Source organism: Membranihabitans marinus, from assembly GCF_021729155.1.
Taxonomy (GTDB): domain Bacteria; phylum Bacteroidota; class Bacteroidia; order Chitinophagales; family Saprospiraceae; genus Membranihabitans; species Membranihabitans marinus.
Genome location: NZ_JAJQYA010000029.1, coordinates 15,316 through 40,144, shown reverse-complemented (window position 1 = coordinate 40,144; position 24,829 = coordinate 15,316). Strand labels below are relative to the sequence as shown.

Sequence of the window (24,829 nt, the reverse complement as noted above, 5' to 3'; positions counted from 1 at the left end):
CAAAGACTAAAAACACAATCCAATTCATGGCTCCCAAACTGCTTAAAAAATAGATAGTCAATTATCTATTGAACCATGAGGTACAGCAATCAATCCAATAGCTATATTGAGTAAACAGTAACTAACGGATAATCAAAAATATCCCGGAAATAGCTAGCAACAACAAAAGGATGTTTTTAAATGAATTTTCATTGAGCTTGCCATAGGCCTTAGTGCCCAAAAACTGAGCGGCAAAAAAGAAAGGTAATATAATAATACTGTGTTGTAAATGGGACTTAGTCAATATTCCATTGATACTAAGCATAGGGACGCGCACCAAGGACACCAAAGCCAATATACCTATCATGGTGGCGCGAATAGATTTTGAATCCGTCACCGTGTTGCGAACGGACATCACATATAATGGGCCACCTGTCGAAAATAACCCAGAAAAGAATCCACCTAAAAACCCGAGGGGAATGGTCAATTTGGGCAGTCTAATATCTTTGGAATATTTTAAAAGAGAATAAATCACATACATTAAAATAAATACTCCGAGGATTTTCTTTAAAAACAATGGCTTGGAAAAACTCAAAACGTAAATACCCAAACCAATACCCACTATAGAAACTAAAGTCAACTTTAAAATGATCTTAAATTGAATATTTTTCCAATTCTTAATAACCATTTCTACACTGGAAAATAAATAAAATAGAGATATGGTCGCAATGGCATCGGGCATAGACATCACAGTCAGCAAAACAGGTAATGCAACCAGAGCTCCAGCAAAACCAATCATAGATTGAACGAAAAAACCTAAACATATTCCCAAGGCTGTGATCAACAATATGGTATCCATAATCTATTTATTTTATACTTACAAAATTAAGATTAATTACCTTGTCAAGAATGTGGAATCTGCGTCAAATCTGTTATATTCCCGTGGAATCATCAATATAATTGTTAAAAATCCTAATAAAAATGATAAATGCCATTGACTTAAAGTTAGTTCGAATTTTGGAACAAAACGCTAGACTGAGTTACGCCGAACTCGGTCGAAGATTAGACCTTTCTCCATCAACAATTCGGGAAAGAATTCAAAAATTAGAAGATAGGGGAGTGATTAAAAATTATACCATCTCGGTTAACTACTCTCTATTAGGATATGGCCTTGAAGCTTTTATAGGCCTAAAACTGCATTCTGGAAAACTCAAAACCTTTATGCAAGTCATTCATACCTTCCCAGAGATAATAGAATCCTACCGGGTCACTGGTCCACAAAATATTCAGATGAAGGTAATTCTTAAAGATCAACTTCACTTACAGTCTTTTATCGATCAACTCATCCTCTATGGCGACCCAACCACTTCACTGATACTATCTAAAATTAAGGGATAAAAAAAGCTCCCAATTCTCTTCAAGAGAATTGGGAGCTTTTCTTTAATATCCGTTCTATAATAGCATTTCTTATACCTGAATTATTCTACCTGAAAGACGCTATCTTCCATCGGAGTATTAAACTCAATCTTTTCTACCTTTTGAACCATTTCAAACGGCATACCACCGCCTGAAAAAGTAATAGTATGTGGGACCTTAATTCCATCCACTTCTTTGTAATCTCCCAATAATTGCTGGGTCACGATCTCTTGACCATTACTGCTCACTGTGTTTACCATCTTTTGTTTTAACCCAGTTTTAATGTCATAGTATTCAGTAGTAACGGTTCCGTCCATGGAAGTCAATCGGATTTTATAAGCTTGTCCCGTTTCCAATTCCTCTGTTCCTTTTACCTCTACTTGATATTCCCCTGAAGTAAAATAATCAGATTCAGGACAAAATTTAGCCATGGCTTTAAATCTGGAAAACTCTTTGGGATCATCGATGATCTGATTGCCTTGCATGCCACCTACCTTGGCTTTAAATCCATTGAATATAATTTCTTGAATAGTCATTCCTTGACTTTCCATTTTCATGTTGACTTTGCTATTGTCTTTGGTCTTAATAGTCGTAGATAGATTCCCCATTGGTGTTTCCGCTTTGGTAACCATGACTACACTTTTGACATTATCCAACTTATCCTGCCCTCCAATTACTTCGATATAATGTGCAATAATCTCTTCGGCAGTCACTCCCAAGTCTTCAGCTGACATCATTGGCTTTTTGTCAACCTTCTCTGCAGCGATATCGTAATAATCGATATTACCATCACCGTCGAAAGCCACTAATCCCTCTGAGATTTCTTCATCATTTCCAACAATTACAATCTGCAATTGATTGGGGTTGAGATACTTTTTAGCTGCTGCCAATATATCATCTGCCGTTAACTTTTCCAATCGACTGAGATAGGTCTGATAATAATCCTTCGGCAAATCGTATCGAGCAATATTAAGCGCATTCCTAGCAATAGTTTGTGGAGATTCCAGTCCTCGAGCAAATTGTCCAGTTAATACATTTTTTACCAAACTAAGCTCTTCTTCTGAAACCTTTTCGGACTGCATTCGCTTCATTTCCTTTAAAATTTCAGTAATTGTACTATCGGTCACTTGATTTCTTACACTAGCAGAAGTAGAGAAATTCCCCACATATCGATCCGGTGAAAGCCTAGATCCAATACCATAAGTATACCCCTTGTCTTCTCTTATATTTTTATTTAACCTAGAGCCAAAATATCCTCCGAGAATGGTATTCATTACAGAAGCCGCCAATCGATCTGGTGAATTGTGTGGAAATCTTATGGTCGAAGAAATATCGATAACTGATTGTACCGCACCTTCCTTGGGTACTATACTTACACTATTTTGAGCAGGAGGGGATGGGAATACAGGTTCATGTACTTTAAAATTGGGATTGCCTTCCCAATCGCTAAAATAAGAAGTAGCCAATTCTTTGGCCTCTGCAACGTCAATGTCCCCTACCACGATTAAATAAGAGATATTGGGTATCAAATATTTACTGTAAAATTCTTTAACATCTTCTAATGAAATATTTTCAATGGTTTCTTCAGTCACAAACTCGCCGTAGGCGTGATCTTTACCGTACAAGATAGCACCGCTTACATTGGAAGATATGGTATTGGGATCCGATTTAGAAAAGGCCAATCCAGATTTGGTTTCCTGAACAATTTTGTCAAATTCTTCCTGAGGGAAACTGGGTTCATAGATAAGTTCTGTAGCCAAATCCAAAAGCTTCTTTGTATGTTTTTTCAATGCCGAAGCGTAGAATCCAGAGGAACTAGTACTTATAGTAGCTGCGATAAACTCTATCTCTTCATCTATTTCCGCCTTGGTTTTGTTCACAGTACCCCGTCTCAACATTTGACCGACAATAGATGTCAATCCCGTCTTATCACCCTCTAGGATAGCACCTCGGTCGACGAACAACTGAAATGAAACCACGGGCAATTTATGATTTTCTACTACGATGACTTTCAATCCATTGTCTAGGGCAAATTCTTCATAATCGCCCAGATTGAAGTCTGGAGCCGGACTAGGACTGGGTGCTTGAGACCTCCAGGCCTCAGTATCTACTACTGGAACATTTACTTCTGGAGTAGTAGTCTCTACAGCCATTTTGGGTGTACAAGACACTATTACTGCCATACAAAGTACAGCCCAGATATATGATTTGAATGAAACTATATACTTCATATCTATTGATTTTGTTGTTTTGGCAAGTAATATAAAATGACTCTATTGGCTGGGTCGAAATACTTTCTGGCAACCTCTCGAATATCTTCTCGACTTACTGCCATATACTTCTCGATTTCCGTATTTATCATATTGGCGTCTCCGTAATAGGTGTGATAATTGGCCAGAGACTCGGCAATAGACACCATTGAAGAATTGCCTCTGATAAAACTGCTTTCAACGTTATTGAGCAATTTTTGATATTCTTGTTCTGAAATTAACTCGTTCTGTACTTTTTCTATTTCGCCATCAATTCCATCTAACAAATCATCCAAACTTCGTCCCACATTGGGAAGTGCTATAATAAAACTAACACCGGGGTCTTCCAATTCCATCGGAAAATTGGATACTTGGATGGCCAATTGCTGCTTGTCTTTGAGCTCTTTGACCATTCTTGAACTTTCCCCACCGGATAGGATGGTATTTAGCATTTGAATGGCATATATATCGTCATCGGTCTGTTTCGATATTCGGTAGGTTAAGAACATTGCCGGTAGAGAGATATTGTCGTATACCGTATCAATAATATTACCCTCTAAAGGTGGTTCTACCACTGCTGGTCTACTCGGTTCTTCCCCTTTCGGAATAGTGGAAAAATACTTTCTCACCAGCAATTTAGTTTTCTCAATATCTATATCTCCGGCAATAGATAGCGTGGCATTATTGGGGATATAGAATTTTTTATAAAAATTTTCAAAATCCTCATTTGAAGCGGCATTTAAATCATCCATTGAACCGATAACACTCCATTTATAGGGATGCTCTTTGTAGGCATATTCAAAAGAATTATTCAACCAAGTCCCATAAGGTTGATTGTCTACTCGCTGCCTTTTCTCCTCTTTGACCACTTCTCTCTGAGTTTCTATACCCTTTTCATCAATTTTGGCGTGCAACATTCGCTCCGATTCCAACCAAAGCCCCAATTCCAATTGATTGGAAGGAAATATCTCATAATAAAATGTTCTATCTTTAGAAGTATTGGCATTATTTACTCCACCGGCATTAGATATATAGGTATCAAATTCACCGCGATTTACATATTTTGAACCTTCAAACATCAAATGCTCGAAAAAGTGAGCAAACCCAGTACGGTTGGGTTCTTCATTTTTAGATCCGACGTGATACAGTACTGAAACTGCTACAATAGGAGTGGATTTGTCTTGATGGAGTATGACATGTAGACCATTGTCGAGATCGAACTCCTCAAAATCAATTTTGTTCATTTGAGCTTGAACTATCCCAGCCATACAGCATGCGAACAGGCAAGTAATTATACATTTTCTCATAATTCAACTTTTTAATATATTGATCGAAGCTTAAATATTAATATTTTTATCAATCTTCACCTCCAATTCCCTCAATTTATTCTGACAAAATTCGATAAGTAGTTTGGCTCTATCGATTAAATCTTCCAATTCATCTACTTCATACTGATTTTCTGCCAAATTGGTTTTTAATTGTAAAAGTTCTGTTTTCGCGGCACTATAATTTTTAGGCAACTTTTTACTTTTGGTCATTGATTTCTAATTTATCTGTATTGATTTGTATCGTAAATGGCTTCTTTTGGGAGAGGTCGTTGAGATTTTTTATCCATATACGATCTTGGAACAACATGGCATAACCTTGTTGCATTGCTTCATTAGGAGTTAAGATAGTAAAATTTTGAAGAAGTTGATTAATTTCTTCGTATTCTTTTTTCCAAATTTTATTAATTCGACCATAGATCTGACCATCTAATTTTTGCAATTGCATTTCCTCTGCTTGCATATACCGTCCTATTTGTCGGGTTAGATAGGGATAGATCTGATTAATTTCATTAATATAAATGGATAGATTCTTTTGCGCCAGATAGGCGATGTCGTTATAAATATCTATAATTTCGGATTCAAATTTCTGATTGTGATACAAAATAAATTCAGCGACAGCTGTAGGCGTTTTTACACTTTTGTATGCCACCATATCAGTTACCGACATATCTTTATCATGTCCAATACCACTTACCACAGGTAGTGGGGCCTTGGCTATGGCTTCCGCTACTTCATATTGATCAAAATCGCTTAAATCCATAGATCCACCACCACCGCGAACCATGACTATAACATCGTATTGTTGGGCAATGGCGTGAATTCGCTCCATGGCTTGATTCAGGGTAGAGCTTACTTCGTCTCCCTGCATTTTGGAAGCAAACAAGTCATGAGACACCTTATAACCCAAACTATTGTGCTGTAATTGATGGACAAAATCTTGGTATCCTGCCGCGTGCGGAGATGATATCACTGCTATGCGTTGGATGACGTCCGGCAAAGTCAATTGTTTATTGAGATCGAACAATTGATTGGATTCGAGTTTTGCCAAGGTTTTTTGTCGTTCTAAAAACAAATGCCCCATTGAATAATCCAAATCCACATCGACTATATGGAGCTTATATCCATATCTAGGGTGAAACTTGACATCACAATACAGTCTCACCTTACTTCCAGGCTGAAGAATTTTGTTAAAATGATTCCCCAGTTTCTTTTTGATAGCTGTGGCATGATTCCGCCATAAAGCAGCAGAGGCCTGCGCTAGCAGACCTCCGGTTTCTGTTTTTTCTATCAGTGATAAATAATAATTGCCATTATTGAGATTGTTTTCCGCTATTTCAGCCTCTATCCAAATACATTCTTCAAAATTGAGAAGAAAAATTCTCTCGATATATTGATGTAAATCGAATAAGGAAAAATGCTTCATAAACCATCCTCAATAAAAAACAAATATTCAAATATTAAGCTTCGGCTCCGTCCAAAGCTTTCTGTACTAATTCTGCTGCATCTTGCAACATAATAGCTGATTGTACTTTTAATCCACTTTCGTCGATCAATTTTTTGGCGATATCGGCATTGGTTCCCTGTAATCTTACGATAACTGGAACATCGATTGAAATATTTTTAGCGGCTTGAATAACACCATTGGCCACACGATCACATCGAACGATACCTCCAAATATATTGATCAAAATCGCCTTTACGTTGGGATCATTTAAAATAATCTTAAAAGCTTGTTCTACTCTCTCTGCATCAGCTGTTCCTCCTACGTCCAAAAAGTTGGCAGGCTCACCTCCGTAAAGTTTAATCATATCCATAGTGGCCATCGCTAATCCAGCTCCGTTCACCATACATCCTACATTGCCATCTAATTTTACATAACTCAAGCCATATTTTCTGGCTTCTACTTCCATAGCATCTTCTTCGTGCTCGTCTCTTAAAGCTGCGATATCTTTGTGACGGAAAAGTGCATTGTCGTCGATAGATACTTTGCAATCCACTGCCAAGATCCGATCGTCACCAGTTTTCAATACAGGATTGATTTCAAACATTGACGAATCTGTTCCTGTAAATGCAGCATATAGAGAAGTCAAAAACTTAACCATTCCTTTAAATGCAGTACCAGACAAACCTAAATTAAAGGCAATTTTTCTGCTCTGAAAAGGCAATAAACCCAATTCTGGATCAATAAATTCTTTAAATACTTTTTCTGGTGTTTCTTCTGCTACTGTTTCTATGTCCATTCCACCTTCAGTAGAGTAGATAATTACATTTCTCTTACGCTCTCTGTCGTTAAGAATAGAAACATAAATTTCTTCATTGGCATCAAAGTCTGGAGCGTAAACATCCTCAGCAAGAAGGATTTTTCGAACCAATTTACCTTCACCATCCATACCACCTGGAGTCTGAGGGGTTTTCAACATCATACCCAATATATTATTGGCATGTTCCTCAACTTCAGAAAAATTCTTGGCCAATTTGACACCTCCGCCTTTACCACGACCACCGGCATGAATCTGTGCTTTTATTACAGCAAAATCAGTTCCTGTACTGTCCTTTAATTGATGATATGCTTCTTCCAATTTTGAAAGATCGTCAACTACCACGCCTTCTTGAACCGTCACACCGTATTTTTTCAAAAGTTCCTTTCCTTGATATTCGTGTAAATTCATTCTGTTTTGGTTTATTTTTGCCAAATGTAAGAATAATCCTTTAAAATCAATTCATCAAATGGTGTTGATTCACCATATATTCTAGATACTTAGATTTATCTTTTGACTAGGATAAAGCATTGTAAATGGTCATTGACTAGAATTATTCTTTATTTATTGAATAATTATTTTCTGTATTAAATAATCTTGACCATTGGAAAATTTAAAGAAATACATCCCAGCCGTTAAATTGGGCAATTGAAATGGCTCCGTAGTATCTCCTAAAATATGTGAGTCTTGACTGAGGACAACTTTACCCTGAAGATCAATTAAATCAATATGGAAGGTCTTGGCCTGCTGAACCATATATTGAATATTGATATTTCTATCTTGGCCAGACAAGACATTTGGAAAAATCGTTACTTTTTCTCCGTTAGAAAATTGTTGAGTATTGGTCTGGGTTCGAGTTGTAAATTTTTGTTCCGTTGATGAAACAGGACAGAGGGTAAATGGATTTAATGGATAAACCTTCCAGTAATATTTAGTATCCAATAAAAGATTATTGGCCCCCACATCGACAAAAGAATTCGTGGAAACCAAGGTGATTTTATTGGGGTCTTCATTAAATAATATACCAGGGAACCTTGAAATTTCAACGTAGTACTCTGTACTTCCCGCCAATGCTTCCCATTGCAATCTCACATTGAGATAATTAACTTCTGCATCTTGAGCGGGTGCAATCGGTACAATATTTTCACCAGAAACCAATTCATCGGCCACAAATTGATATTTTAATCCAGAGTAAAGCCCATTTCTAGAATCCAATAAATTCACAAGCATCTTATTGGATTGTTCGGTGGAAAAAGTCTCCTGACAGCTATTCAAACTATAGGACATAAAATTCCTTCCATCTACTTTAAACTCTACTCCATCGGGATCCACATAAGTATCTAAACTGTATCCATCCCGGTCGCATGACCATCGAAAACCGAGATAATCTGGTGGAGTATCGCAAAATCCATCACTGGCTTTATCACAATATTGACCAGATACTCTTTCGGTATATAAGGTATCAGATCCTCTTATACTCAAAGTTCGAGGTACTCTTGTTTGATTATAGGTAAGGTTTTCCCATCCGAAAAAAGTATGAGGGAGACCGAGATAATGCCCCATTTCATGGGTCAGCGCATGAAGTCCACCCTCGAAACAATTCTTGGCAATGGCTATCGCGGGATTGGTTTGATTAAAATATCCACAGGTAGAATCTGGATTATCGACTATATATACATTGAAGGCATTGCGATCATTATTATTTCTCATCATTTCAAAACCACTATTCTTATCGTGGTCATAATAAGAAGTCCTATTGAGATATTTTATCTCATCTTTTATATAAAATTGTACATCGAGAAATTCAAAATCTTGGTTGAGTGCACATAGACTCGATCTAATGGTAACAGGGTCGAGATGACCTTGGCCCTGATCATTGCCTACAGAGACAACATTTAAAGGGAAATAGCTCGTAGTACTGCTTCTAAGTTGAATATCAGAAGATGAAAAATTCATTTGAGCGAAATAAGTTGACAGATCTCCGGTACCACAAGGACTATTCGGATCAATAGTAGGACTTTGAGAGAAACCGAATTCAACAAAAATCAATAACAAGATTACGGGAAATATTCTTACATTCATGTTTTCAAATAAAATGGGATGCGAAAAAGCCGCGACCAAAATTATAAATTATTTCATATTATACTAATACAACATCAGTATTTTGTGATATGTTTTGTAAACTAAAAAAAAATAATTAGAAAATGCGTAAAGTAACCGTCGTAGGAGCCGGAAATGTAGGAGCCACTGTAGCCAATGTATTAGCTCACAAGGATATTGTTAAGGAAGTCGTACTACTTGACATTAAAGGCGATTTGGCCAAAGGAAAAGCTTTGGATAGCTGGCAACAAGCACCTATAGATTATTACAGCACTACTTTGAAAGGATCAGAAGATTATGCCGACACAGCCAATTCTGACATTGTAGTAATTACCGCTGGTATTCCTAGAAAACCAGGAATGAGTAGAGATGATTTAATTTCTACCAATGCCAAAATTGTTAATGCTGTAACTTCTTCAATTCTTGAATATTCTAAAGATCCTATCATTATTGTGGTATCCAATCCATTAGATGTTATGACTTATGCAGCTTTTGTTCATTCAAAACTACCTAAGACTAAGGTATTTGGAATGGCAGGTATTTTGGATACAGCTAGATATAGAGCTTTTTTAGCTACTGAATTAAATGTATCACCTAAAGATATCCAAGCCGTATTGATGGGTGGCCATGGAGACACCATGGTTCCATTACCTCGATATACTACAGTAGCAGGTATCCCTGTCACTGAGATGATAGAGTCAGACAAATTGGACGCCATCGTAGAAAGAACAAAGAAAGGAGGTGGAGAATTAGTCCAACTTATGGGTACTTCTGCTTGGTATGCACCTGGTGCAGCAGCCGCTCAAATGGTAGAATCTATCGTAAAAGACGAAAAAAGAATTTTCCCATGTTGTGTATATTTAGAAGGAGAGTACGGTATCAATGATATTTTCTTGGGTGTACCTGTTCAATTGGGTGCCAATGGGATAGAAAGAATCATTGAATTGCAATTGAACGAAGATGAGACTGCTTTATTGAAACAGTCGGAGTCACATGTAAGAGATGTAATGGACGTTTACAAAAAAATGTCTTAACCTAAACACAGGTGTTAGCCTAGATATTTACCTGTTTTAGGTCTTAATAAATATATGTGGAGATTCAATTTGTGTTGAATCTCCTTTTTTTATCCAACTTTTCAGACTAAATTACGTTTAGTGTTTATTAGAAAATAATGTATATGAGAGGATGGCTAATTTCAGATTTAATTCCAGAGCAAGAAGAGAAGACACTTTTTGATGCACTTTTAAAAATATTTCAAGAATTATTAATGCAAACTGGTGGCGATGTAGCCGAAGCTTTGTCTTGGTTGACTCAGCTCGATAACACCTATAAAATCACCAATGCAGATTATTCAATATCTGATTTCATAGAAGAACTTAAGGAAAAAGGATTAATATCTGACAATCCGACACAAGGTGGATTTCGGCCTACAAATAGGCTGAATATCAATATAAGAAAAGCGGCTTTTAACGATATTTTTGGCAATATTAAAAAAGTCCAAAAAGGCAACCACAATACCAAAAACAATGGGAGGGGAGAAGATTATATCTCTGATCTCAAATCCTATGAATTCGGGGATAAAATAGAAAATATAGCCATCACCGAATCCCTTAAAAATGCCCATGTCAATCACGGATTAGACAACTTCATGTTGACACCCAATGATTTGGAAGTCCATGAAACTTTCTATCAAAGTAAAATGAGTACAGTATTGATGATCGACATTTCTCACTCCATGATACTATATGGTGAAGATCGCATCACACCAGCTAAAAAAGTGGCCATGGCCTTGGCTGAGTTTATTCAAACCCGATATCCCAAGGACAGTCTCGATGTTATCGTTTTTGGCAACGATGCTTGGCCCATCAAAATCGAAGATCTTCCCTATTTAGAAGTCGGACCGTATCACACCAATACCGTAGCTGGATTGGAACTGGCATTGGACATATTGAGAAAACGACGAAATCCCAATAAGCAAGTTATGCTCATTACCGATGGGAAGCCAACTTGTATTAAAAAAGGTAAAAAGTATTACAAAAATCCTTTTGGCCTCGATAGAATGATTATCAATAGAACCTTGAATTTGGCGACTAAATTCAAAAAACTCGATATTCCCATTACTACCTTTATGATTGCTTCTGATCCCTATCTTCAGCAATTTGTAGAACTCTTTACCCAAACCAATAATGGGAAAGCATTTTACTCCGACCTTAATCAACTCGGTGAATTTATCCTACGAGATTATAAAAACAGAAAAGACAAACGCTATTAAATCAATAGAGCTTGCAACATGGAAAAATATCCTATAATGCGAAATTATCTCATTTTTATCATATGGTTATCAATGTCGATAACGGTATACGGTCAGTCCCCTAATTGGGATGAAATGATCGACAATGCCAGTCGTTTAGTTAGAGATACCAATGTCGATGAAAGAATAAAAGCATTTGAATTTCTAAATCAAAATCTTGGCCAATACATGGTAGATTATGATGAAGAATTAGAAAATATTGAGGGCTTATCTATTCTTAATTTACCGGAACAGGATATCAAAATCATATCTTATCAACTCTACATAGACACATCGACCTATCAATATGGAGGTTGGATTTATGCACCATTGCTTTCATCTCCGATATTCCTAAACGACCAGTCCCCTTCATGGGAAATGGACGCTGATTTGGATTATTTGTCCTTTACACCAGATCAATGGTATGGAGTACTCTACTATCAAGCCCTACCATTAACCATCAGTGAAGACCAAATTGTATTGGCTTTATTTGGCTATGATTCATATAAATTCTTTACGAAAAGAAAACTAATTGAGACCATAGCTATTTCCAGAGACAAGATTCAGTTTGGTTTACCATTAATCCAAATGGAAAAAGACCTGCCCAAGGTGTATTTTAAATCTCGCTTTATTTTGGATTATGCTGTACAAGCTGCGGCGACGATGAGATACGATATACAACACGAAAAAATCATATTCGATCATTTGATGTTTATGAAGAGTGATATTCCTCAACAAAATGTAATGCGGGTTCCCGATGGCACTTATTCAGGATTTATTGTTCACCCTGATGGCATTTTAGAATACGAAGATAAAGTATTTCATGAAGTCCTCGACGAAGCACCTGGAGGTAGAACTGAAAAAGGAGAAAATACTAAGGAAACTCTTTTCGGGGAAAATTTGGACGATAAAACTCATACCAAAAAGAGGGGGAGTAAATTAAATAAATAAAGTCACGACTATTGAGGGAGGTTTGATATCCGCTTTTATAGTTTGGTTGGAGAGCATCGTTATCAACTTCTGTTTTGGATTTTCCTTCGGTTAACACCTCTATTTTTTGCCATATAGAAGAACTGGACCTCAGCCCCAAAATAGATTCTATTCTACCATTATGATCCAATAACCAAATGCGATTTTTAAGAAACAGAGGAATTTTTTCATCGGCAAAATATTTTTTAATTTTTTTAGAAAACGTCTTACCTTCTTTAAATTCAATCCTATCACCGGGCAACCAACTCCTCAAAACCATCGGCCACACGACCTCGGATTTAGGGATGGCTACAACAAAACCATCATGATCAATTATGGGATAATCATCGGAGATCTCCAACTCATCACCCCATGGCAATCGATGTTTACCCAGCCCTGATAACTCCACAGATTGTTTAACCTTCAATTCTTCGTTCACTGAAGTTGGAATACAATACCATTTTCCTCTATCGATGTATATGGTTCTTTGATCCGATGAAATTTCAAAGGAATTTGAACCCATTTTCTTAGCCGCCATTATATCCTCATATTGGGAAGGACTAAATCCCAAATTCAATAAATACAATTTAAATAGAAAGTAATCTTCAGGCTGTTTATCTATGTCTTCGTGGGATATAACCTCTATTCCATTCCAAAAACCTTTGATATAACTCTCGATAAACTTATTTAATTTAACGTATATATAGTTCTGATATTCAATTAAATACGATATACTACTTAAAGTGTTGTTGTAATATTTTTCACTCCACGACCTAATCAATGGTGACAACAAATGACGAATTTTGTTTCTCAAATATTTAGTCTGAATGTTAGAACTATCTTCCCGATAAGGAATCTGATGACGATCCACGTATTGGGCTATTTCTTTTCTCGTCCGCTGCAACATGGGGCGTAATATATACTCCGAACGCAAGGTGGGAATTGCCGTAAGTCCCTTGAGACCAGAACCTCGAAACACATGCATAAAGAAAGTCTCAATATTGTCATCCCCATGATGTGCTGTACATAAATAATCATAGTGGTGATCTCTCTTTAACCTATCGAAAAAACCATATCTCAATTCTCGAGCTGCTTCTTGAATACTTATTCTTTGACTAGATGCATAGGCTTCTGTTTCAAAAGAGGTAACATGGAAGGTAATATTGTGAACTTCGCAATAATTTTTCACGACCTCCTCATCTAAATCGGAATCATTTCCTCTCAATCTAAAATTGCAATGAGCTACTGCTATTCCAAGATTTAATTGACGAAAGAGATCCAACATACACATGGAATCAATTCCTCCACTCACGGCCAACAAAAAAGATTTGTCCTTAAAAGACAGATTGTATTTGTCTTCTATGGATGATAGATCCGCTTTTAATTTGTCGAGCAATAACATTATCTAATTCCTTTTGCATCGAGCCATCGTCTATATGCATTGGCATTTCTATTGTGCTGACTGAGATTACTGGCAAAATTATGTAATCCACTGTTGTCTGGTTTCGAACACATATATAGATAATTGTGATCTACAGGATTTAAGACGGCATCTATTCCCGAGATAGAAGATATACCTATAGGACCAGGAGGCAAACCTGGATAGACATAGGTGTTGTATGGGGAATCTGTCTTTAAATGCTTATACAAAACTCGTCTGGTTTCAAATAATTGGTTGGCGAACACCACTGTGGGGTCGGCTTGTAGCAACATACCTTTTTTTAATCGATTTAAATACAATCGAGCCACGATGGGTTTTTCCCTGCTGGCTAATGTTTCGCGATCAACGATAGAGGCTAGGGTGTAGACTTCGAATGGACTTAGTCCTACTTCCTTCGCCTTGGTCAATCTATTTTTTCGTTCCCAAAACACCTTGTTTTCTCGCAACAATCGATTGACCAAAGATTCACCAGATATAGACCAGTACATTTCATAGGTATTGGGTATAAAGAGGGCCAAAAGATTTGGACCGGAAAATCCAGCCTCAGCCAATGCTTCAGATTGCATAACATATGACTCTAAAGATACAGAATCGATATACAGGTATTTACTGATTTTGCCTACTACATCGGATACGGTATTTTCGTTATAAATAACGACTTTAACTGGACTCTGTCTCCCTCCTTTAAACAAATTGATGAGGTCGCGATTGGATTTCACAGTTTTTATGTCGTATCGCCCCACTTTTAGATCCGAAGTTTCAAATGACAACACACGTCGAGCTTTATTAAAACTTCCTCGATGTACAAAGTATGGTTCCAATTCAGTGATTAGGGAATCGACGCTGGAACTGGGATAGACGTAGACAATGTTGGTACGATCACCGACGTCGACGTTGTCGTGGAATAATGCACTATAATATTGATAGCCTATATAGGCAGTAACACAACTTGCTATTAAGAAAAATGAAAGAATAATGGCCCATTTCTTATTCATTAGTACTGCTCACTTTGATTGGGAAAATCCTTGCTTTTTACGTCTCTTAAATACTCTTTTGAAGCATTGTAAATATCTTCGTATAAATCGCGATATCTTCTGAGAAATCTCGGTTTAAAATCCTTAGTTATGCCCAACATATCATGGGTTACCAAAACCTGTCCGTCTACTTGATCGCCAGCGCCAATACCAATGATAGGAATGCTTACCGTTTGGGCGACTTTTGCGGCCAAAGGAGCGGGTATTTTTTCCAAAACAATACTAAAACAACCCAATTCTTCCAATAGAATGGCATCACTGAGCAGTCTTTCTGCTTCCATCTCTTCTTTTGCACGGACGGTATAAGTTCCAAATTTATAAATAGACTGAGGGGTTAGGCCCAAATGTCCCATAACGGGTACTCCAGCCGATAATATCCGAATAATACTTTCCTTTATTTCTAGTCCTCCTTCCAACTTCACACCATGAGCGCCCGACTCCTTCATAATACGAATGGCTGAATCCAATGCATTTTTAGAGTTCCCTTGATAGGTACCAAAAGGTAAATCTACTACTACTAGGGCTTTGTTAATCGCTCTGACAACACTGCTGGCGTGATATATCATTTCATCGAGGGTAATGGGAAGAGTAGTTTCATGTCCAGCCATAACATTGGAAGCGGAATCGCCTACCAACAATACTTCTATACCGGCCTCATCGAGAATGCGTGCCATTGAATAATCGTAAGCCGTAAGCATAGCGATTTTTTCACCGGCCTCTTTCATCTGGCGAAGTGTATGTACTGTAACACGTTTTACTTCTTTGGATATCGACATATATAATTATTTAAATATTTCTGCCAAGTTAATTAAATCTAGGTTACCACCAGTAATAATAATACCAATTCTCTTGTTGGCAAAGACCTTTGGATATTTTTTAATTAGAGCTAGGGGGAGGGCAGAGGATGGTTCGATCACTATTTTTAAATATTGGTACACATCCTTCATTGCCATTATGGTTTCATCGTCATCCACAGTCAATATATCAGTGACATGACGTTGGATTATTGGAAAATTTACATCACCCAACTGAGTTCTCAATCCATCTGCTATGGTTTGAGGTTGAATCGAAGGCTGAATGAGACCAGTGGCTAAGGAAGCCACGGCATCTGCAGCTCCACTGGGTTCGGCTCCATAAACTTTAATATGAGGAGCAAAATGATGAGCAGCCAATGCTGTACCTGCCAATATTCCACCGCCACCCACCGGAACGATGACCATATCTAAATCACTGTTTTCAGACAACATTTCAAGAGTAATCGTGGCATTGCCAATAATCATACTATAATCATTGGAAGGGTGTAAGCCTTTGTAGTTTTTGTGAGTGGTTAGAAATTCATTAATTGCATTTTCTCTGTCGACGATGGTATTTCCAGTAAATACAATTTCCCCGCCCGCATAACGAACACCATCGACCTTAGTTTGAGGGGCATTTTGGGGCATAAATACGGTGGCCTTTTTCTGATTAATTTTTGCAGCCATGGCAAGAGCTTGGGCAAAATTGCCAGAAGAGTGGCCGCAAAATTGACAATCTTTATCTTCCTTTATACTCTGTTTTATACCATAAAGTGCGCCTCTAAATTTAAATGACCCTGTTCTTTGAAAATTTTCGCATTTGAATATAACCTTTACGCTATATTTATCGTTTATATATTGGGATTGGAGTATTGGGGTATTTACCACATCACTCTGAATAGACTCTGCTGCGTGCTGTATTGATTCTTTCACTTTAATGGTATCCATCTTCATTGGGCTTTAGTGTAAATTCTGATGCACAGTAGTTTTAATTTTTTTAGACAAATTTTTATAAACATCCTTAAAAGACAAATTTAATGAAATTAGATAACGGGACAAGAAACTTTATTAAAACCACCATCATTGGTGGACTTGTGGTGATATTACCAGCAGCGATTCTTTATCTTGTCGTCACATTTGTTTTTTATACCGTATCTGGCGTTGTAAAACCATTGTTGGGACTTTCAGATGCACATGAAGTATTTAAATATCCCTTATTAGTTGATTTATTTGCCTTTGTTTTCCTTGTCTTATTCTGTTTTTTAATTGGACTTTTTGTCAGTACAGCAAAAGGGAAGCGGATGATAGAGACCATGGAAAATAGGTTGCTTAAAAAACTACCGTATTACGGAATGATTAAAGAAGCCGTTCAGCAGTTAATGGGCAATTCCAATATGAATTTATTCAAGGTTGTCCTCATTGACCTTTACGGCACTGACACTCTAACTACGGGTTTTCTAACCGATGAAACCACGGGAGAGTATTGCACTGTTTTTGTACCTACTGGGCCCAATCCGACCAGTGGTTTTATATACCACGTTAAAAGATCTCAGATCAAAGTGGTCGATGTAAAGGCAGAGGAAGCCATGAGATCGATAATTGGTGTGGGTACAGGTTCGGCTAATATCCTCAGCAAACATTTCCCTTCCGATATTCCGGACAATACCGACATCAATAAGCCAAGTTTTGAGACATCTATAAATGAACCACAAAAAAATTAATATTTTGTTCTTTCAAAAGAAGAATAATATATGAAAATTGGATTGCTCTCAGACAATCACGGTTATTTAGATGATCAAATAAAATCACATTTACAAGATGTAGATGAAATCTGGCATGCGGGAGATATAGGTGATATTTCTATTATAGATCGATTAACCACCTTGGCTCCAGTTGTGGCTGTATATGGGAATATTGACAACCATATCACTAGGTCTGAATTTCCAGAAAATCAAATTTTAAAACGTCACGGTATGACTTTTCTCATTCGTCATATTGCAGGGCGAATTGAACGGTACAATGTAGGTACACGAGAGATATTGGCGGAACAAAAATTCGATGCATTAATATGTGGTCACTCACATATACTCAAGGTACAATACGACAAGCGATATCAACTCTTATATATCAATCCCGGTGCTTGTGGACATCATGGATTCCATTATGTGAGGACATTAATTACATTCCATATTGACGATGGAAAGATTCATACTATGAATGCCATTGAACTGGGCAAACGCGGAGCTATTGAACAATAATCCCATTGATAATCAACCATTAATCATTAACCATTAACCATTAACCATTGATAATCAACCATTGACCATTAATAATTAACCATTGATAATCAACCATTAACCATTAACCATTGACCATTAACCATTAACCATTAACCATTAACCATTAACCATTAAAATTATGTCTCTTGTGGTGAATACTCTAAACATTGTGACAAAAAACATCCTATACCGTGGACATAGCCCCGCTATTCCTGTGTATCTCTTTCTATGATTTGGTAGGCTTTACCGAGATGTTCGATAATATCCGAACTTATTAACGAGGTTTCTCCCCAGTCTTGTTTTGCAAGATCTCCTGCCAGTCCGTGGACATACACCCCCAACAAACAGGCATGAAGCGGAGTCAATCCTCGAGCCAACATAGCTGTAAGTATCCCTGTAAGTGTATCACCACTTCCAGCTGTAGCCATTCCAGGATTCCCTGTTGAATTGAAAAAAAGTTCTCCTTCAGGGCTAGAAATACTGGTATGAGCTCCCTTAAGGACGATATACAATTGATATTTAACCGATAGATCCAGCTGTTTCTGTAATTTTTCTTCATCGTTTTGCCAATCGCCAAACAATCGTCTAAATTCTCCAGGATGGGGAGTCAAAATACTCTGAGGAGGCAATATCGACAACCAATTTTTCTCACCAGCGATAATATTTAGAGCATCTGCATCTAATACCATTGGTTTCTTACAATTCTTCAACAAATAGGAGAGGGCTTCTTTGACACCGGATCGATGATCTATTCCCGACCCCACACCTATGGCAGAATAAGGAGAGGTATCTATACAAGAGTGAAAATAAAATTCGTGTTGGTCGATGGATACCATTGCTTCTGGCACAGAGGTTTGCATAATCGGATAACCTATCCTCGGCACATGACAGGTCAATAATCCCACACCGCTTCGCAAACAAGATCTGGCGGCCAAAATAGCTGCACCCATCTTTCCATAGGAACCATTGATCAACAATGCATGACCAAAATTTCCTTTATGAGCAAATTTTTTCCTAGGACTAATTTGGATAGATTTCAAAAATGATGGAAGTAAATAGGTATCGTTACATTCTATAGAATCCAAGGATTCCTTATCCCAACCAATATCTACAATAGACCAATCGCCTAATACTTCTTGATTTTCGAGGAAAAAAAATGACTTTCGAGGACAACCAATGGCTAGGGTGCGATCCGCATGAATGGATAATCCTCCTAGGTAGCGATCTGGGTGTAAACCAGAGGGAATGTCAACACTTATAATATAGGCTTGAGACTTATTAATATGTTCAATCAGAGACTGCCATATTCCACCGACAGTGCGATTGATACCATTGCCCATGATGGCATCTATGACTATGTCTTTTTTATTTATATCGGGAAAGGAATGGATATCTGCAATTTCGCTACTCTGTAAGTATTTATATTGGGGTAGGGTATTCCGCATAGCGAGATTCTCTGAAGATACTGCACTGTAATTGCAATAATACAATCTGACCTCTATCCCTTGTTCTGCCAAATGAGCTGCGATACCTATACCATCACCTCCATTATTTCCAGATCCAGCAAATACGTGAACTATTTTATCCGTAAAGATATATTCGTCATCAATCCTCAGCATTAATGCTGCAACTGCGCGTTCCATTAACTCTATACCAGAAAGTCCCTGAGACTGTATGGTCTTTTGATCGAGATTGCGTATTTGTTGTTGGTCCAGTATTTTCATAAAAAATAAAACCTAAGGTATCAATTATACTGGAATAATCCAAGTAAACTCCTTGACAACTTAGGCTTTATTGTAACAGGCTATAATCTATTGATTACAGTGTTTTTATAAGAGCTAAAGTATCGGCCACTTTTTGTTGCAAAGCAGACCAATCTTTAGATTTCAATAAATCTTTAGACAACAATTTAGAACCAATTCCCACAGCACTTACGCCGGCAGAGAACCATGTTTTCAAATTGGATTCTTCTGTACTGACTCCACCAGTTGGCATAATTTTAGTCCACGGATTAGGACCTTTAATAGCGCTTACAAAACCGGGACCGTATACACTGCCTGGAAATAATTTCACAAATTCACAACCCATTTCTTCTGCGTTGCCAATTTCTGTTAAACTTCCACATCCTGGCACATATAGTACTTTACGACGATTACAAATTCTTGCTACGTCTTCGCGGTAGGAGGGACCTACTATAAAATGTGCTCCCAATTGCATGTATAAACCAGCAGTTGCGGCATCGTTTATAGAACCAATACCCAACATCATACCAGGCAATTCTGCCAATGCGTATTTATTGAGTTCAGTGAATACTTCGTGAGCAAAATCACCTCTATTGGTAAATTCCATTAATCTAGCGCCACCATCGTAGCATGCTTTTAATGCCGCTTTTGCCAATTCGGCATCGCTGTGATAAAACAGGGGCATAAGACGTTGTTCTTCGATTTGTTGAACAACTTGACTTCTTAAATATTTAGCCATTGTATTAAATTATCTAAATTAAATGATCGTTTAGTTTCAAAAATCTTATCTGCTCACTCGGCCACTGGCATCTCCGCCCATAAGTTTCTCAACTTCGTCTACGGTTACCAAATTGGCATCGCCTTTAATGGTATGTTTTAGACAGGATGCTGCCACAGCAAAATCCAATGCATTTTGATCGTCATCAGGGTACTGCAACAAACCGTATATCAATCCTCCCATAAAAGAATCACCTCCTCCCACGCGATCTACGATGTGAGTGATTTGGTATTGACGGGTTTCGTACATTTTTGATCCGTCCCACAATACACCAGCCCATGTGTTATGGGAAGCGGAAATAGATCCTCTAAGTGTAGTGATAACTTTTTTAGCTTTGGGAAATTTCTTCATCATTTGCTTGCAAACTGATAAAAAGGCTTCCGCTTTGACATTATGTCCATCCTTGTGCACATCGAGGCCTTCGGGATGAATGCCAAAATGCTTTTCTGCATCTTCCTCGTTTCCGAGTATAATATCACAGTAGGAGGTAAGTTCTGTCATTATTTTTTCTCGATCCCCACCGTATTTCCATAGTTTGGCTCGATAATTCAAGTCTGTAGAAATAGTGACGCCCATTTTATCTGCTACTTTCAATGCTTCCAGACATACATCTGCAGCACTCTGGGAGATAGCAGGAGTAATTCCCGTCCAATGAAACCATCCAGCACCTTCGAAAACCTCTTCCCAATTAATCATGCCGGGCTTGATTTCTGAGATTGCTGAGTGAGCTCTATCGTATACCACCTTACTACCTCTACTTACTGCTCCTGTTTCTAGGAAGTAGATGCCTAATCGATCTCCTCCGAAAATAATATTATCGGTGTTTACACCTCTTTTTCGCAATTCCATAAGAGCGCATTCTCCTATATCGTTCTTGGGCAATCTGGTAACAAAATCTACTGGTATTCCGTAATTGGCAAGAGAAACGGCTACATTTGATTCACCTCCACCATATACAACATCGAAGGAAGATGCTTGAGAAAATCGCAAATATCCAGGAGGACTCAATCGCAACATGATTTCTCCAAATGTGATTACTTTTTTCATAGTGTTATATTTATATTTTAAGCCGTAAAAATGAAAAAAAAATATGTGGTTCTAAAACGTTTGCGGCAATAAAATAAAAAAATAATGATACTATAATATTTTGCATAAAAAAACTCCGACAATAGACATTGTCGGAGTTTATAAAATTACTTTACTATTGTAACGTTATTGTCTACCAAGCTGCATCTTTCGGTCTAGCTTTTTTAACAACAATTTTTCTTCCATTTACTTCGCTTTCGTTCAATTCTTCAATTGCATTATCTGCTTCTTGGTTATCATCCATCTCTACAAATCCAAATCCCTTAGAACGTCCAGTAAATTTGTCAAAAATAATTTTAGCTGAAGATACGCTTCCGTAATCTTCAAAAAGATCTTGTAGATCTTCGTTGGTCATGCCATAGTCTAAACTGGCTACAAAAATGTTCATAAAAAAAAATATAAATTAATTAATAAAGTTCTAACGAAACTGGATGAATCGTAGTGATTCACTCTGATTCGCTAGTCGAGGCAAAGATAGATAATTATTATAAATAATAGGTATATAATTGAAAAATAATCTATTTTGACTAGACATGTTAAAAAAATATGATTCTAAATCTGCATTTCTCAAGTCCAGTAAAAATTATGATTTAATGGTTAAAACAAACTTCAATCTGACAAAAAACATTGCATCTATATTTAATTTACTCCAAGGCTTAAAATATATCATAAAATAAATAGAAATTTTGACTTCTTAAAAAATACAAATTCAATATAACAACCTATGAAATTTTTAATAACTAGATGAATTTGTCACAATACATATCCTGTAGTTTTCAGATAAACTTATACTAATATGCTTTTAGTGATTTGACGTCAGAATTTCTCCTGGATGTACAATGAAGGATGAAATTTCAAGTAATCTAAGAAAGCACAAAAAACCTCCAACATATATATATCAATAACATCATACATTCAATTATTGGGCTGAAAATTATTACAAAGCACAAGTTCAATTACACCTTATATATAATGGAGAGGTTTTTTATAATAATATAGCCAATGAAAGGGATATAAATGAGAATTGCTGTTTTAGAAAGTTCTATTTAACATAATATATATTATAGGCAAAATAAAAGATCTTATATAGTATATGATGGATTTACAAGTCTATAAAACTATAGTAAGAACTGTGGGCATAAGACTGAATAATATGATAGCCAAAACTAAGAACAAGGAAAATTTAGATACTTAATAATAATATGAAGTGTAGTTAACATTTAAATTTATGATAAATCACAATAGATATTTAGAGCAGATTGAAATTGAGATATACGGGATTAAGCAATCAATCCATATCCAAAATTATTAAGTATGAATAGCTAAATATATCAATAATCTCATATAATGGTAATTTAGTCGAAATCCATCCGTTACAAATGAAAGATAATTATATAAAATCCATATAAACATTATATATTTATCATTGTTTGATTTACTATACAATACAATAAAAAATGAGCATACTTAACGACATTAAAAAATTGGTCTTTGGAGCTAAATCTATGGCGAGATCAGCTGGCCGCAAACTGACCGATGAGTCAGACGAAATGTTGGAAGAAATTAAAAACACCGGATCTAAGGTAGCCAAGGATGTAATGGTTGGTGCTGAAATCATCGGAGAAAAAGCCTCCGGAGAGCTTAAAAAGATCCAAGATAAATACATGAATTTTCATTCTGAAGTAGAAAAAAGTGGAAATGAATTCAAAACCAAAGTAGATGCTGATGTTGCCAATGCGGAAACAGCGGCTCAAGAGAGAATGGCTGCATTAAGAAAGCGAGCAGAGGAATTCAGAGAAGAATTAAAATCTGCTGACAATTTAGCAGATCAGGATATAGAAAAAACTATATCAGAACTAAATGCTGAATCTTCGGCCATTAAAGAAGATTTGGTAGATACAGCTGAGACAATTCGTCAAAAAGCAAAGAACTTTCACGATGAGGCAACTGAATCCTTTCAAAAAGAAGGTAAAAAAGCGACTTCTGGCTTAGATCGATTAAAAGAATCTACCGAAGCCATTGGAGAATCCATATTCGGAAAAACATCAGACGTGCTTAACGCTGCAAAAATTCACGCAGAAAAGATGGGCGAACTTCTAGAGAAAAAAGGTGAAGCACTATATCAATCCACTCAGAATTACCTCAACGAAAAGGATGAAAATGGTATGAGTATCATTGATCGGGCTAAAGCCAGTTTGGACCAGATCAAAAACAAATGGAATAAAACCGTTGACGATGCACAGAAAATGGCAGAAGAAGAAAAAAATAAGGGCGAATATGTGTCGAAAGATCCCAATATGGAAAATTTGAAAAAATCAGAATTAGACGACAAGGACAATTTTTGGCGTAAAGCCGAGGCCTTTGCCGCTGGAGATTTTGACAAGGTAAAAGATGTCAGTATTTCAAAGATTGAGACTAAAGATAATAGGCCAAAACCCAATGCACCGGGCTTTGAGGACCAAGATGGAGATGGAGATGAAATCATAGATGACGCCATAATAGTGGACGAAGACTAGCTTCTCCCCTTCCTTCTTAATTAAAAAAACCAAAAACAAGGACATTGAAACACTTTTTAATGTAAGATTTAGTAGTTTTGTGCTTTGTTCAAAATTTAATATAACAACTATATATAATGGCAATTTTTATAACCGATGAATGTATCAACTGTGGAGCTTGCGAGCCTGAATGCCCAAACAATGCAATATATGAGGGTGGTGTAGAATGGAGAGTCGCAGACGGAACAAGTGTTACTGGAAATTACACCTTAGAAACGGGTAAAGATGTAGATGCAAGTGACGAAAACGAGCCTGTAGAAGAAGATTTCTACTATATCGTACCCGATAAGTGTACAGAATGTGTTGGCTTCCACGAAGAACCACAATGTGCTGCAGTATGTCCGGTTGACTGCTGTCTTCCAGATCCAGATCGAGAAGAAACAGAAGAAGTCTTGTTAGCCCGTAAAGCAGCATTACACTTATAAGAAAAATTAAACATATTATTTTTATTAAAGCCATCTAAATTAGATGGCTTTTTTTTTAATATTATTTGACTTTTGTTCAATAAATGCGTATATTTATTGGCATATT

The 24,829-nt window shown here is 36.9% G+C and carries 23 protein-coding genes; 8 read left to right on the top strand and 15 right to left on the bottom strand.

All coding sequences use genetic code 11. From position 1 onward, the window contains the following. Positions 1 to 121: 121 nt before the first annotated feature. The gene (locus LVD51_RS15470; protein ID WP_236972264.1) at positions 122 to 838 is read right to left on the bottom strand and encodes a sulfite exporter TauE/SafE family protein; all 717 of its coding nucleotides are present in this window, start codon (positions 836 to 838) and stop codon (positions 122 to 124) included. A gap of 122 nt (positions 839 to 960) precedes the next feature. On the opposite strand from LVD51_RS15470, the gene LVD51_RS15465 reads away from it, so the two are divergent. Further along, complete coding sequence (locus LVD51_RS15465; protein WP_236972263.1) at positions 961 to 1,377, top strand: Lrp/AsnC family transcriptional regulator; 417 nt, start codon at positions 961 to 963, stop codon at positions 1,375 to 1,377. Positions 1,378 to 1,457: 80 nt separating this feature from the next. Here the strand turns inward: LVD51_RS15465 and LVD51_RS15460 are convergent, their stop codons facing one another. From LVD51_RS15460 to LVD51_RS15435, 6 genes are all read right to left on the bottom strand, one after another. Further along, on the bottom strand, positions 1,458 to 3,626 hold the full coding sequence (locus LVD51_RS15460) for an insulinase family protein (RefSeq protein ID WP_236972262.1): 2,169 nt from the start codon (positions 3,624 to 3,626) through the stop codon (positions 1,458 to 1,460). Positions 3,627 to 3,628: 2 nt separating this feature from the next. Beyond that, a complete protein-coding gene (locus LVD51_RS15455; RefSeq protein ID WP_236972261.1) occupies positions 3,629 to 4,951 on the bottom strand; it encodes a M16 family metallopeptidase in 1,323 nt (440 codons plus the stop codon). A 30-nt stretch (positions 4,952 to 4,981) separates the two neighbouring features. Further along, positions 4,982 to 5,182 (bottom strand): hypothetical protein, encoded by a 201-nt coding sequence (locus tag LVD51_RS15450; RefSeq protein ID WP_236972260.1) that lies wholly within the window; start codon positions 5,180 to 5,182, stop codon positions 4,982 to 4,984. Further along, positions 5,169 to 6,395 (bottom strand): exodeoxyribonuclease VII large subunit, encoded by a 1,227-nt coding sequence (gene xseA / locus LVD51_RS15445; protein ID WP_236972259.1) that lies wholly within the window; start codon positions 6,393 to 6,395, stop codon positions 5,169 to 5,171. The genes LVD51_RS15450 and xseA overlap by 14 nt, the downstream gene beginning before the upstream one ends. A gap of 34 nt (positions 6,396 to 6,429) precedes the next feature. Continuing rightward, entirely contained in the window at positions 6,430 to 7,641 is a 1,212-nt protein-coding gene (gene sucC, locus LVD51_RS15440) for an ADP-forming succinate--CoA ligase subunit beta (protein WP_236972258.1), read from the bottom strand. Between the two features lie 153 nt (positions 7,642 to 7,794). Continuing rightward, complete coding sequence (locus tag LVD51_RS15435; RefSeq protein ID WP_236972257.1) at positions 7,795 to 9,312, bottom strand: T9SS type A sorting domain-containing protein; 1,518 nt, start codon at positions 9,310 to 9,312, stop codon at positions 7,795 to 7,797. A gap of 122 nt (positions 9,313 to 9,434) precedes the next feature. On the opposite strand from LVD51_RS15435, the gene mdh reads away from it, so the two are divergent. The 3 genes from mdh (at position 9,435) to LVD51_RS15420 (ending at position 12,571) form a co-directional block, all read left to right on the top strand. Continuing rightward, on the top strand, positions 9,435 to 10,364 hold the full coding sequence (gene mdh / locus LVD51_RS15430) for a malate dehydrogenase (protein ID WP_236972256.1): 930 nt from the start codon (positions 9,435 to 9,437) through the stop codon (positions 10,362 to 10,364). A 143-nt stretch (positions 10,365 to 10,507) separates the two neighbouring features. Continuing rightward, positions 10,508 to 11,602, top strand: a complete 1,095-nt coding sequence (locus tag LVD51_RS15425) for a vWA domain-containing protein (protein ID WP_236972255.1) — start codon at positions 10,508 to 10,510, stop codon at positions 11,600 to 11,602. Positions 11,603 to 11,674: 72 nt separating this feature from the next. Then, positions 11,675 to 12,571 (top strand): hypothetical protein, encoded by an 897-nt coding sequence (locus LVD51_RS15420; protein WP_236972254.1) that lies wholly within the window; start codon positions 11,675 to 11,677, stop codon positions 12,569 to 12,571. Here LVD51_RS15420 and tilS read toward each other — a convergent pair. From tilS to LVD51_RS15400, 4 genes are read right to left on the bottom strand one after another with little or no spacing between them, the layout of a single operon-like run. Continuing rightward, positions 12,495 to 13,991 (bottom strand): tRNA lysidine(34) synthetase TilS, encoded by a 1,497-nt coding sequence (tilS, locus tag LVD51_RS15415; RefSeq protein ID WP_236972253.1) that lies wholly within the window; start codon positions 13,989 to 13,991, stop codon positions 12,495 to 12,497. The genes LVD51_RS15420 and tilS overlap by 77 nt on opposite strands. Then, positions 13,991 to 15,025: an endolytic transglycosylase MltG gene (mltG, locus tag LVD51_RS15410; RefSeq protein ID WP_236972252.1), complete on the bottom strand. Its 1,035-nt coding sequence runs from the start codon at positions 15,023 to 15,025 to the stop codon at positions 13,991 to 13,993. The genes tilS and mltG overlap by 1 nt, the downstream gene beginning before the upstream one ends. Continuing rightward, complete coding sequence (panB, locus tag LVD51_RS15405) at positions 15,025 to 15,840, bottom strand: 3-methyl-2-oxobutanoate hydroxymethyltransferase (protein WP_236972251.1); 816 nt, start codon at positions 15,838 to 15,840, stop codon at positions 15,025 to 15,027. The genes mltG and panB overlap by 1 nt, the downstream gene beginning before the upstream one ends. 6 nt (positions 15,841 to 15,846) lie before the next feature. Beyond that, positions 15,847 to 16,806 carry a threonine ammonia-lyase gene (locus LVD51_RS15400; RefSeq protein WP_236972250.1) on the bottom strand — a complete coding sequence of 320 codons (960 nt, stop codon included), beginning with the start codon at positions 16,804 to 16,806 and terminating at the stop codon, positions 15,847 to 15,849. Positions 16,807 to 16,895: 89 nt separating this feature from the next. On the opposite strand from LVD51_RS15400, the gene LVD51_RS15395 reads away from it, so the two are divergent. Next, positions 16,896 to 17,579: a DUF502 domain-containing protein gene (locus LVD51_RS15395; protein WP_236972249.1), complete on the top strand. Its 684-nt coding sequence runs from the start codon at positions 16,896 to 16,898 to the stop codon at positions 17,577 to 17,579. 30 nt (positions 17,580 to 17,609) lie between these two features. Next, positions 17,610 to 18,116 carry a metallophosphoesterase family protein gene (locus LVD51_RS15390; protein ID WP_236972248.1) on the top strand — a complete coding sequence of 169 codons (507 nt, stop codon included), beginning with the start codon at positions 17,610 to 17,612 and terminating at the stop codon, positions 18,114 to 18,116. Between the two features lie 227 nt (positions 18,117 to 18,343). Here the strand turns inward: LVD51_RS15390 and LVD51_RS15385 are convergent, their stop codons facing one another. The 4 genes from LVD51_RS15385 to LVD51_RS15370 form a co-directional block, all read right to left on the bottom strand. After that, a complete protein-coding gene (locus LVD51_RS15385; RefSeq protein ID WP_236972247.1) occupies positions 18,344 to 19,861 on the bottom strand; it encodes an NAD(P)H-hydrate dehydratase in 1,518 nt (505 codons plus the stop codon). Between the two features lie 94 nt (positions 19,862 to 19,955). Beyond that, entirely contained in the window at positions 19,956 to 20,618 is a 663-nt protein-coding gene (locus LVD51_RS15380) for a bifunctional 4-hydroxy-2-oxoglutarate aldolase/2-dehydro-3-deoxy-phosphogluconate aldolase (RefSeq protein WP_236972246.1), read from the bottom strand. Positions 20,619 to 20,663: 45 nt separating this feature from the next. Further along, positions 20,664 to 21,704 (bottom strand): sugar kinase, encoded by a 1,041-nt coding sequence (locus LVD51_RS15375; RefSeq protein WP_236972245.1) that lies wholly within the window; start codon positions 21,702 to 21,704, stop codon positions 20,664 to 20,666. A 172-nt stretch (positions 21,705 to 21,876) separates the two neighbouring features. Then, positions 21,877 to 22,131, bottom strand: coding sequence for an RNA recognition motif domain-containing protein (locus tag LVD51_RS15370; RefSeq protein ID WP_236972244.1), 255 nt, complete (start codon positions 22,129 to 22,131; stop codon positions 21,877 to 21,879). A gap of 1,069 nt (positions 22,132 to 23,200) precedes the next feature. On the opposite strand from LVD51_RS15370, the gene LVD51_RS15365 reads away from it, so the two are divergent. Next, the gene (locus tag LVD51_RS15365) at positions 23,201 to 24,259 is read left to right on the top strand and encodes a hypothetical protein (RefSeq protein WP_236972243.1); all 1,059 of its coding nucleotides are present in this window, start codon (positions 23,201 to 23,203) and stop codon (positions 24,257 to 24,259) included. Positions 24,260 to 24,375: 116 nt separating this feature from the next. After that, positions 24,376 to 24,723 carry a 4Fe-4S dicluster domain-containing protein gene (locus tag LVD51_RS15360; RefSeq protein ID WP_236972242.1) on the top strand — a complete coding sequence of 116 codons (348 nt, stop codon included), beginning with the start codon at positions 24,376 to 24,378 and terminating at the stop codon, positions 24,721 to 24,723. Positions 24,724 to 24,829: the final 106 nt, after the last annotated feature.

Coding starts and splice junctions, on each gene's coding strand:
- LVD51_RS15450 (WP_236972260.1), bottom strand. CDS start 5,182: ATGACCAAAAGTAAAAAGTTGCCTAAAAATTATAGTGCCGCGAAAACA.
- LVD51_RS15360 (WP_236972242.1), top strand. CDS start 24,376: ATGGCAATTTTTATAACCGATGAATGTATCAACTGTGGAGCTTGCGAG.
- LVD51_RS15395 (WP_236972249.1), top strand. CDS start 16,896: ATGAAATTAGATAACGGGACAAGAAACTTTATTAAAACCACCATCATT.
- tilS (WP_236972253.1), bottom strand. CDS start 13,991: ATGTTATTGCTCGACAAATTAAAAGCGGATCTATCATCCATAGAAGAC.
- LVD51_RS15455 (WP_236972261.1), bottom strand. CDS start 4,951: ATGAGAAAATGTATAATTACTTGCCTGTTCGCATGCTGTATGGCTGGG.
- LVD51_RS15375 (WP_236972245.1), bottom strand. CDS start 21,704: ATGAAAAAAGTAATCACATTTGGAGAAATCATGTTGCGATTGAGTCCT.
- LVD51_RS15390 (WP_236972248.1), top strand. CDS start 17,610: ATGAAAATTGGATTGCTCTCAGACAATCACGGTTATTTAGATGATCAA.
- LVD51_RS15435 (WP_236972257.1), bottom strand. CDS start 9,312: ATGAATGTAAGAATATTTCCCGTAATCTTGTTATTGATTTTTGTTGAA.
- LVD51_RS15365 (WP_236972243.1), top strand. CDS start 23,201: ATGAGCATACTTAACGACATTAAAAAATTGGTCTTTGGAGCTAAATCT.
- LVD51_RS15470 (WP_236972264.1), bottom strand. CDS start 838: ATGGATACCATATTGTTGATCACAGCCTTGGGAATATGTTTAGGTTTT.
- LVD51_RS15460 (WP_236972262.1), bottom strand. CDS start 3,626: ATGAAGTATATAGTTTCATTCAAATCATATATCTGGGCTGTACTTTGT.
- LVD51_RS15420 (WP_236972254.1), top strand. CDS start 11,675: ATGTCGATAACGGTATACGGTCAGTCCCCTAATTGGGATGAAATGATC.
- LVD51_RS15380 (WP_236972246.1), bottom strand. CDS start 20,618: ATGGCTAAATATTTAAGAAGTCAAGTTGTTCAACAAATCGAAGAACAA.
- mltG (WP_236972252.1), bottom strand. CDS start 15,025: ATGAATAAGAAATGGGCCATTATTCTTTCATTTTTCTTAATAGCAAGT.
- LVD51_RS15465 (WP_236972263.1), top strand. CDS start 961: ATGATAAATGCCATTGACTTAAAGTTAGTTCGAATTTTGGAACAAAAC.
- LVD51_RS15425 (WP_236972255.1), top strand. CDS start 10,508: ATGAGAGGATGGCTAATTTCAGATTTAATTCCAGAGCAAGAAGAGAAG.
- mdh (WP_236972256.1), top strand. CDS start 9,435: ATGCGTAAAGTAACCGTCGTAGGAGCCGGAAATGTAGGAGCCACTGTA.
- xseA (WP_236972259.1), bottom strand. CDS start 6,395: ATGAAGCATTTTTCCTTATTCGATTTACATCAATATATCGAGAGAATT.
- sucC (WP_236972258.1), bottom strand. CDS start 7,641: ATGAATTTACACGAATATCAAGGAAAGGAACTTTTGAAAAAATACGGT.
- LVD51_RS15370 (WP_236972244.1), bottom strand. CDS start 22,131: ATGAACATTTTTGTAGCCAGTTTAGACTATGGCATGACCAACGAAGAT.
- LVD51_RS15400 (WP_236972250.1), bottom strand. CDS start 16,806: ATGGATACCATTAAAGTGAAAGAATCAATACAGCACGCAGCAGAGTCT.
- panB (WP_236972251.1), bottom strand. CDS start 15,840: ATGTCGATATCCAAAGAAGTAAAACGTGTTACAGTACATACACTTCGC.
- LVD51_RS15385 (WP_236972247.1), bottom strand. CDS start 19,861: ATGAAAATACTGGACCAACAACAAATACGCAATCTCGATCAAAAGACC.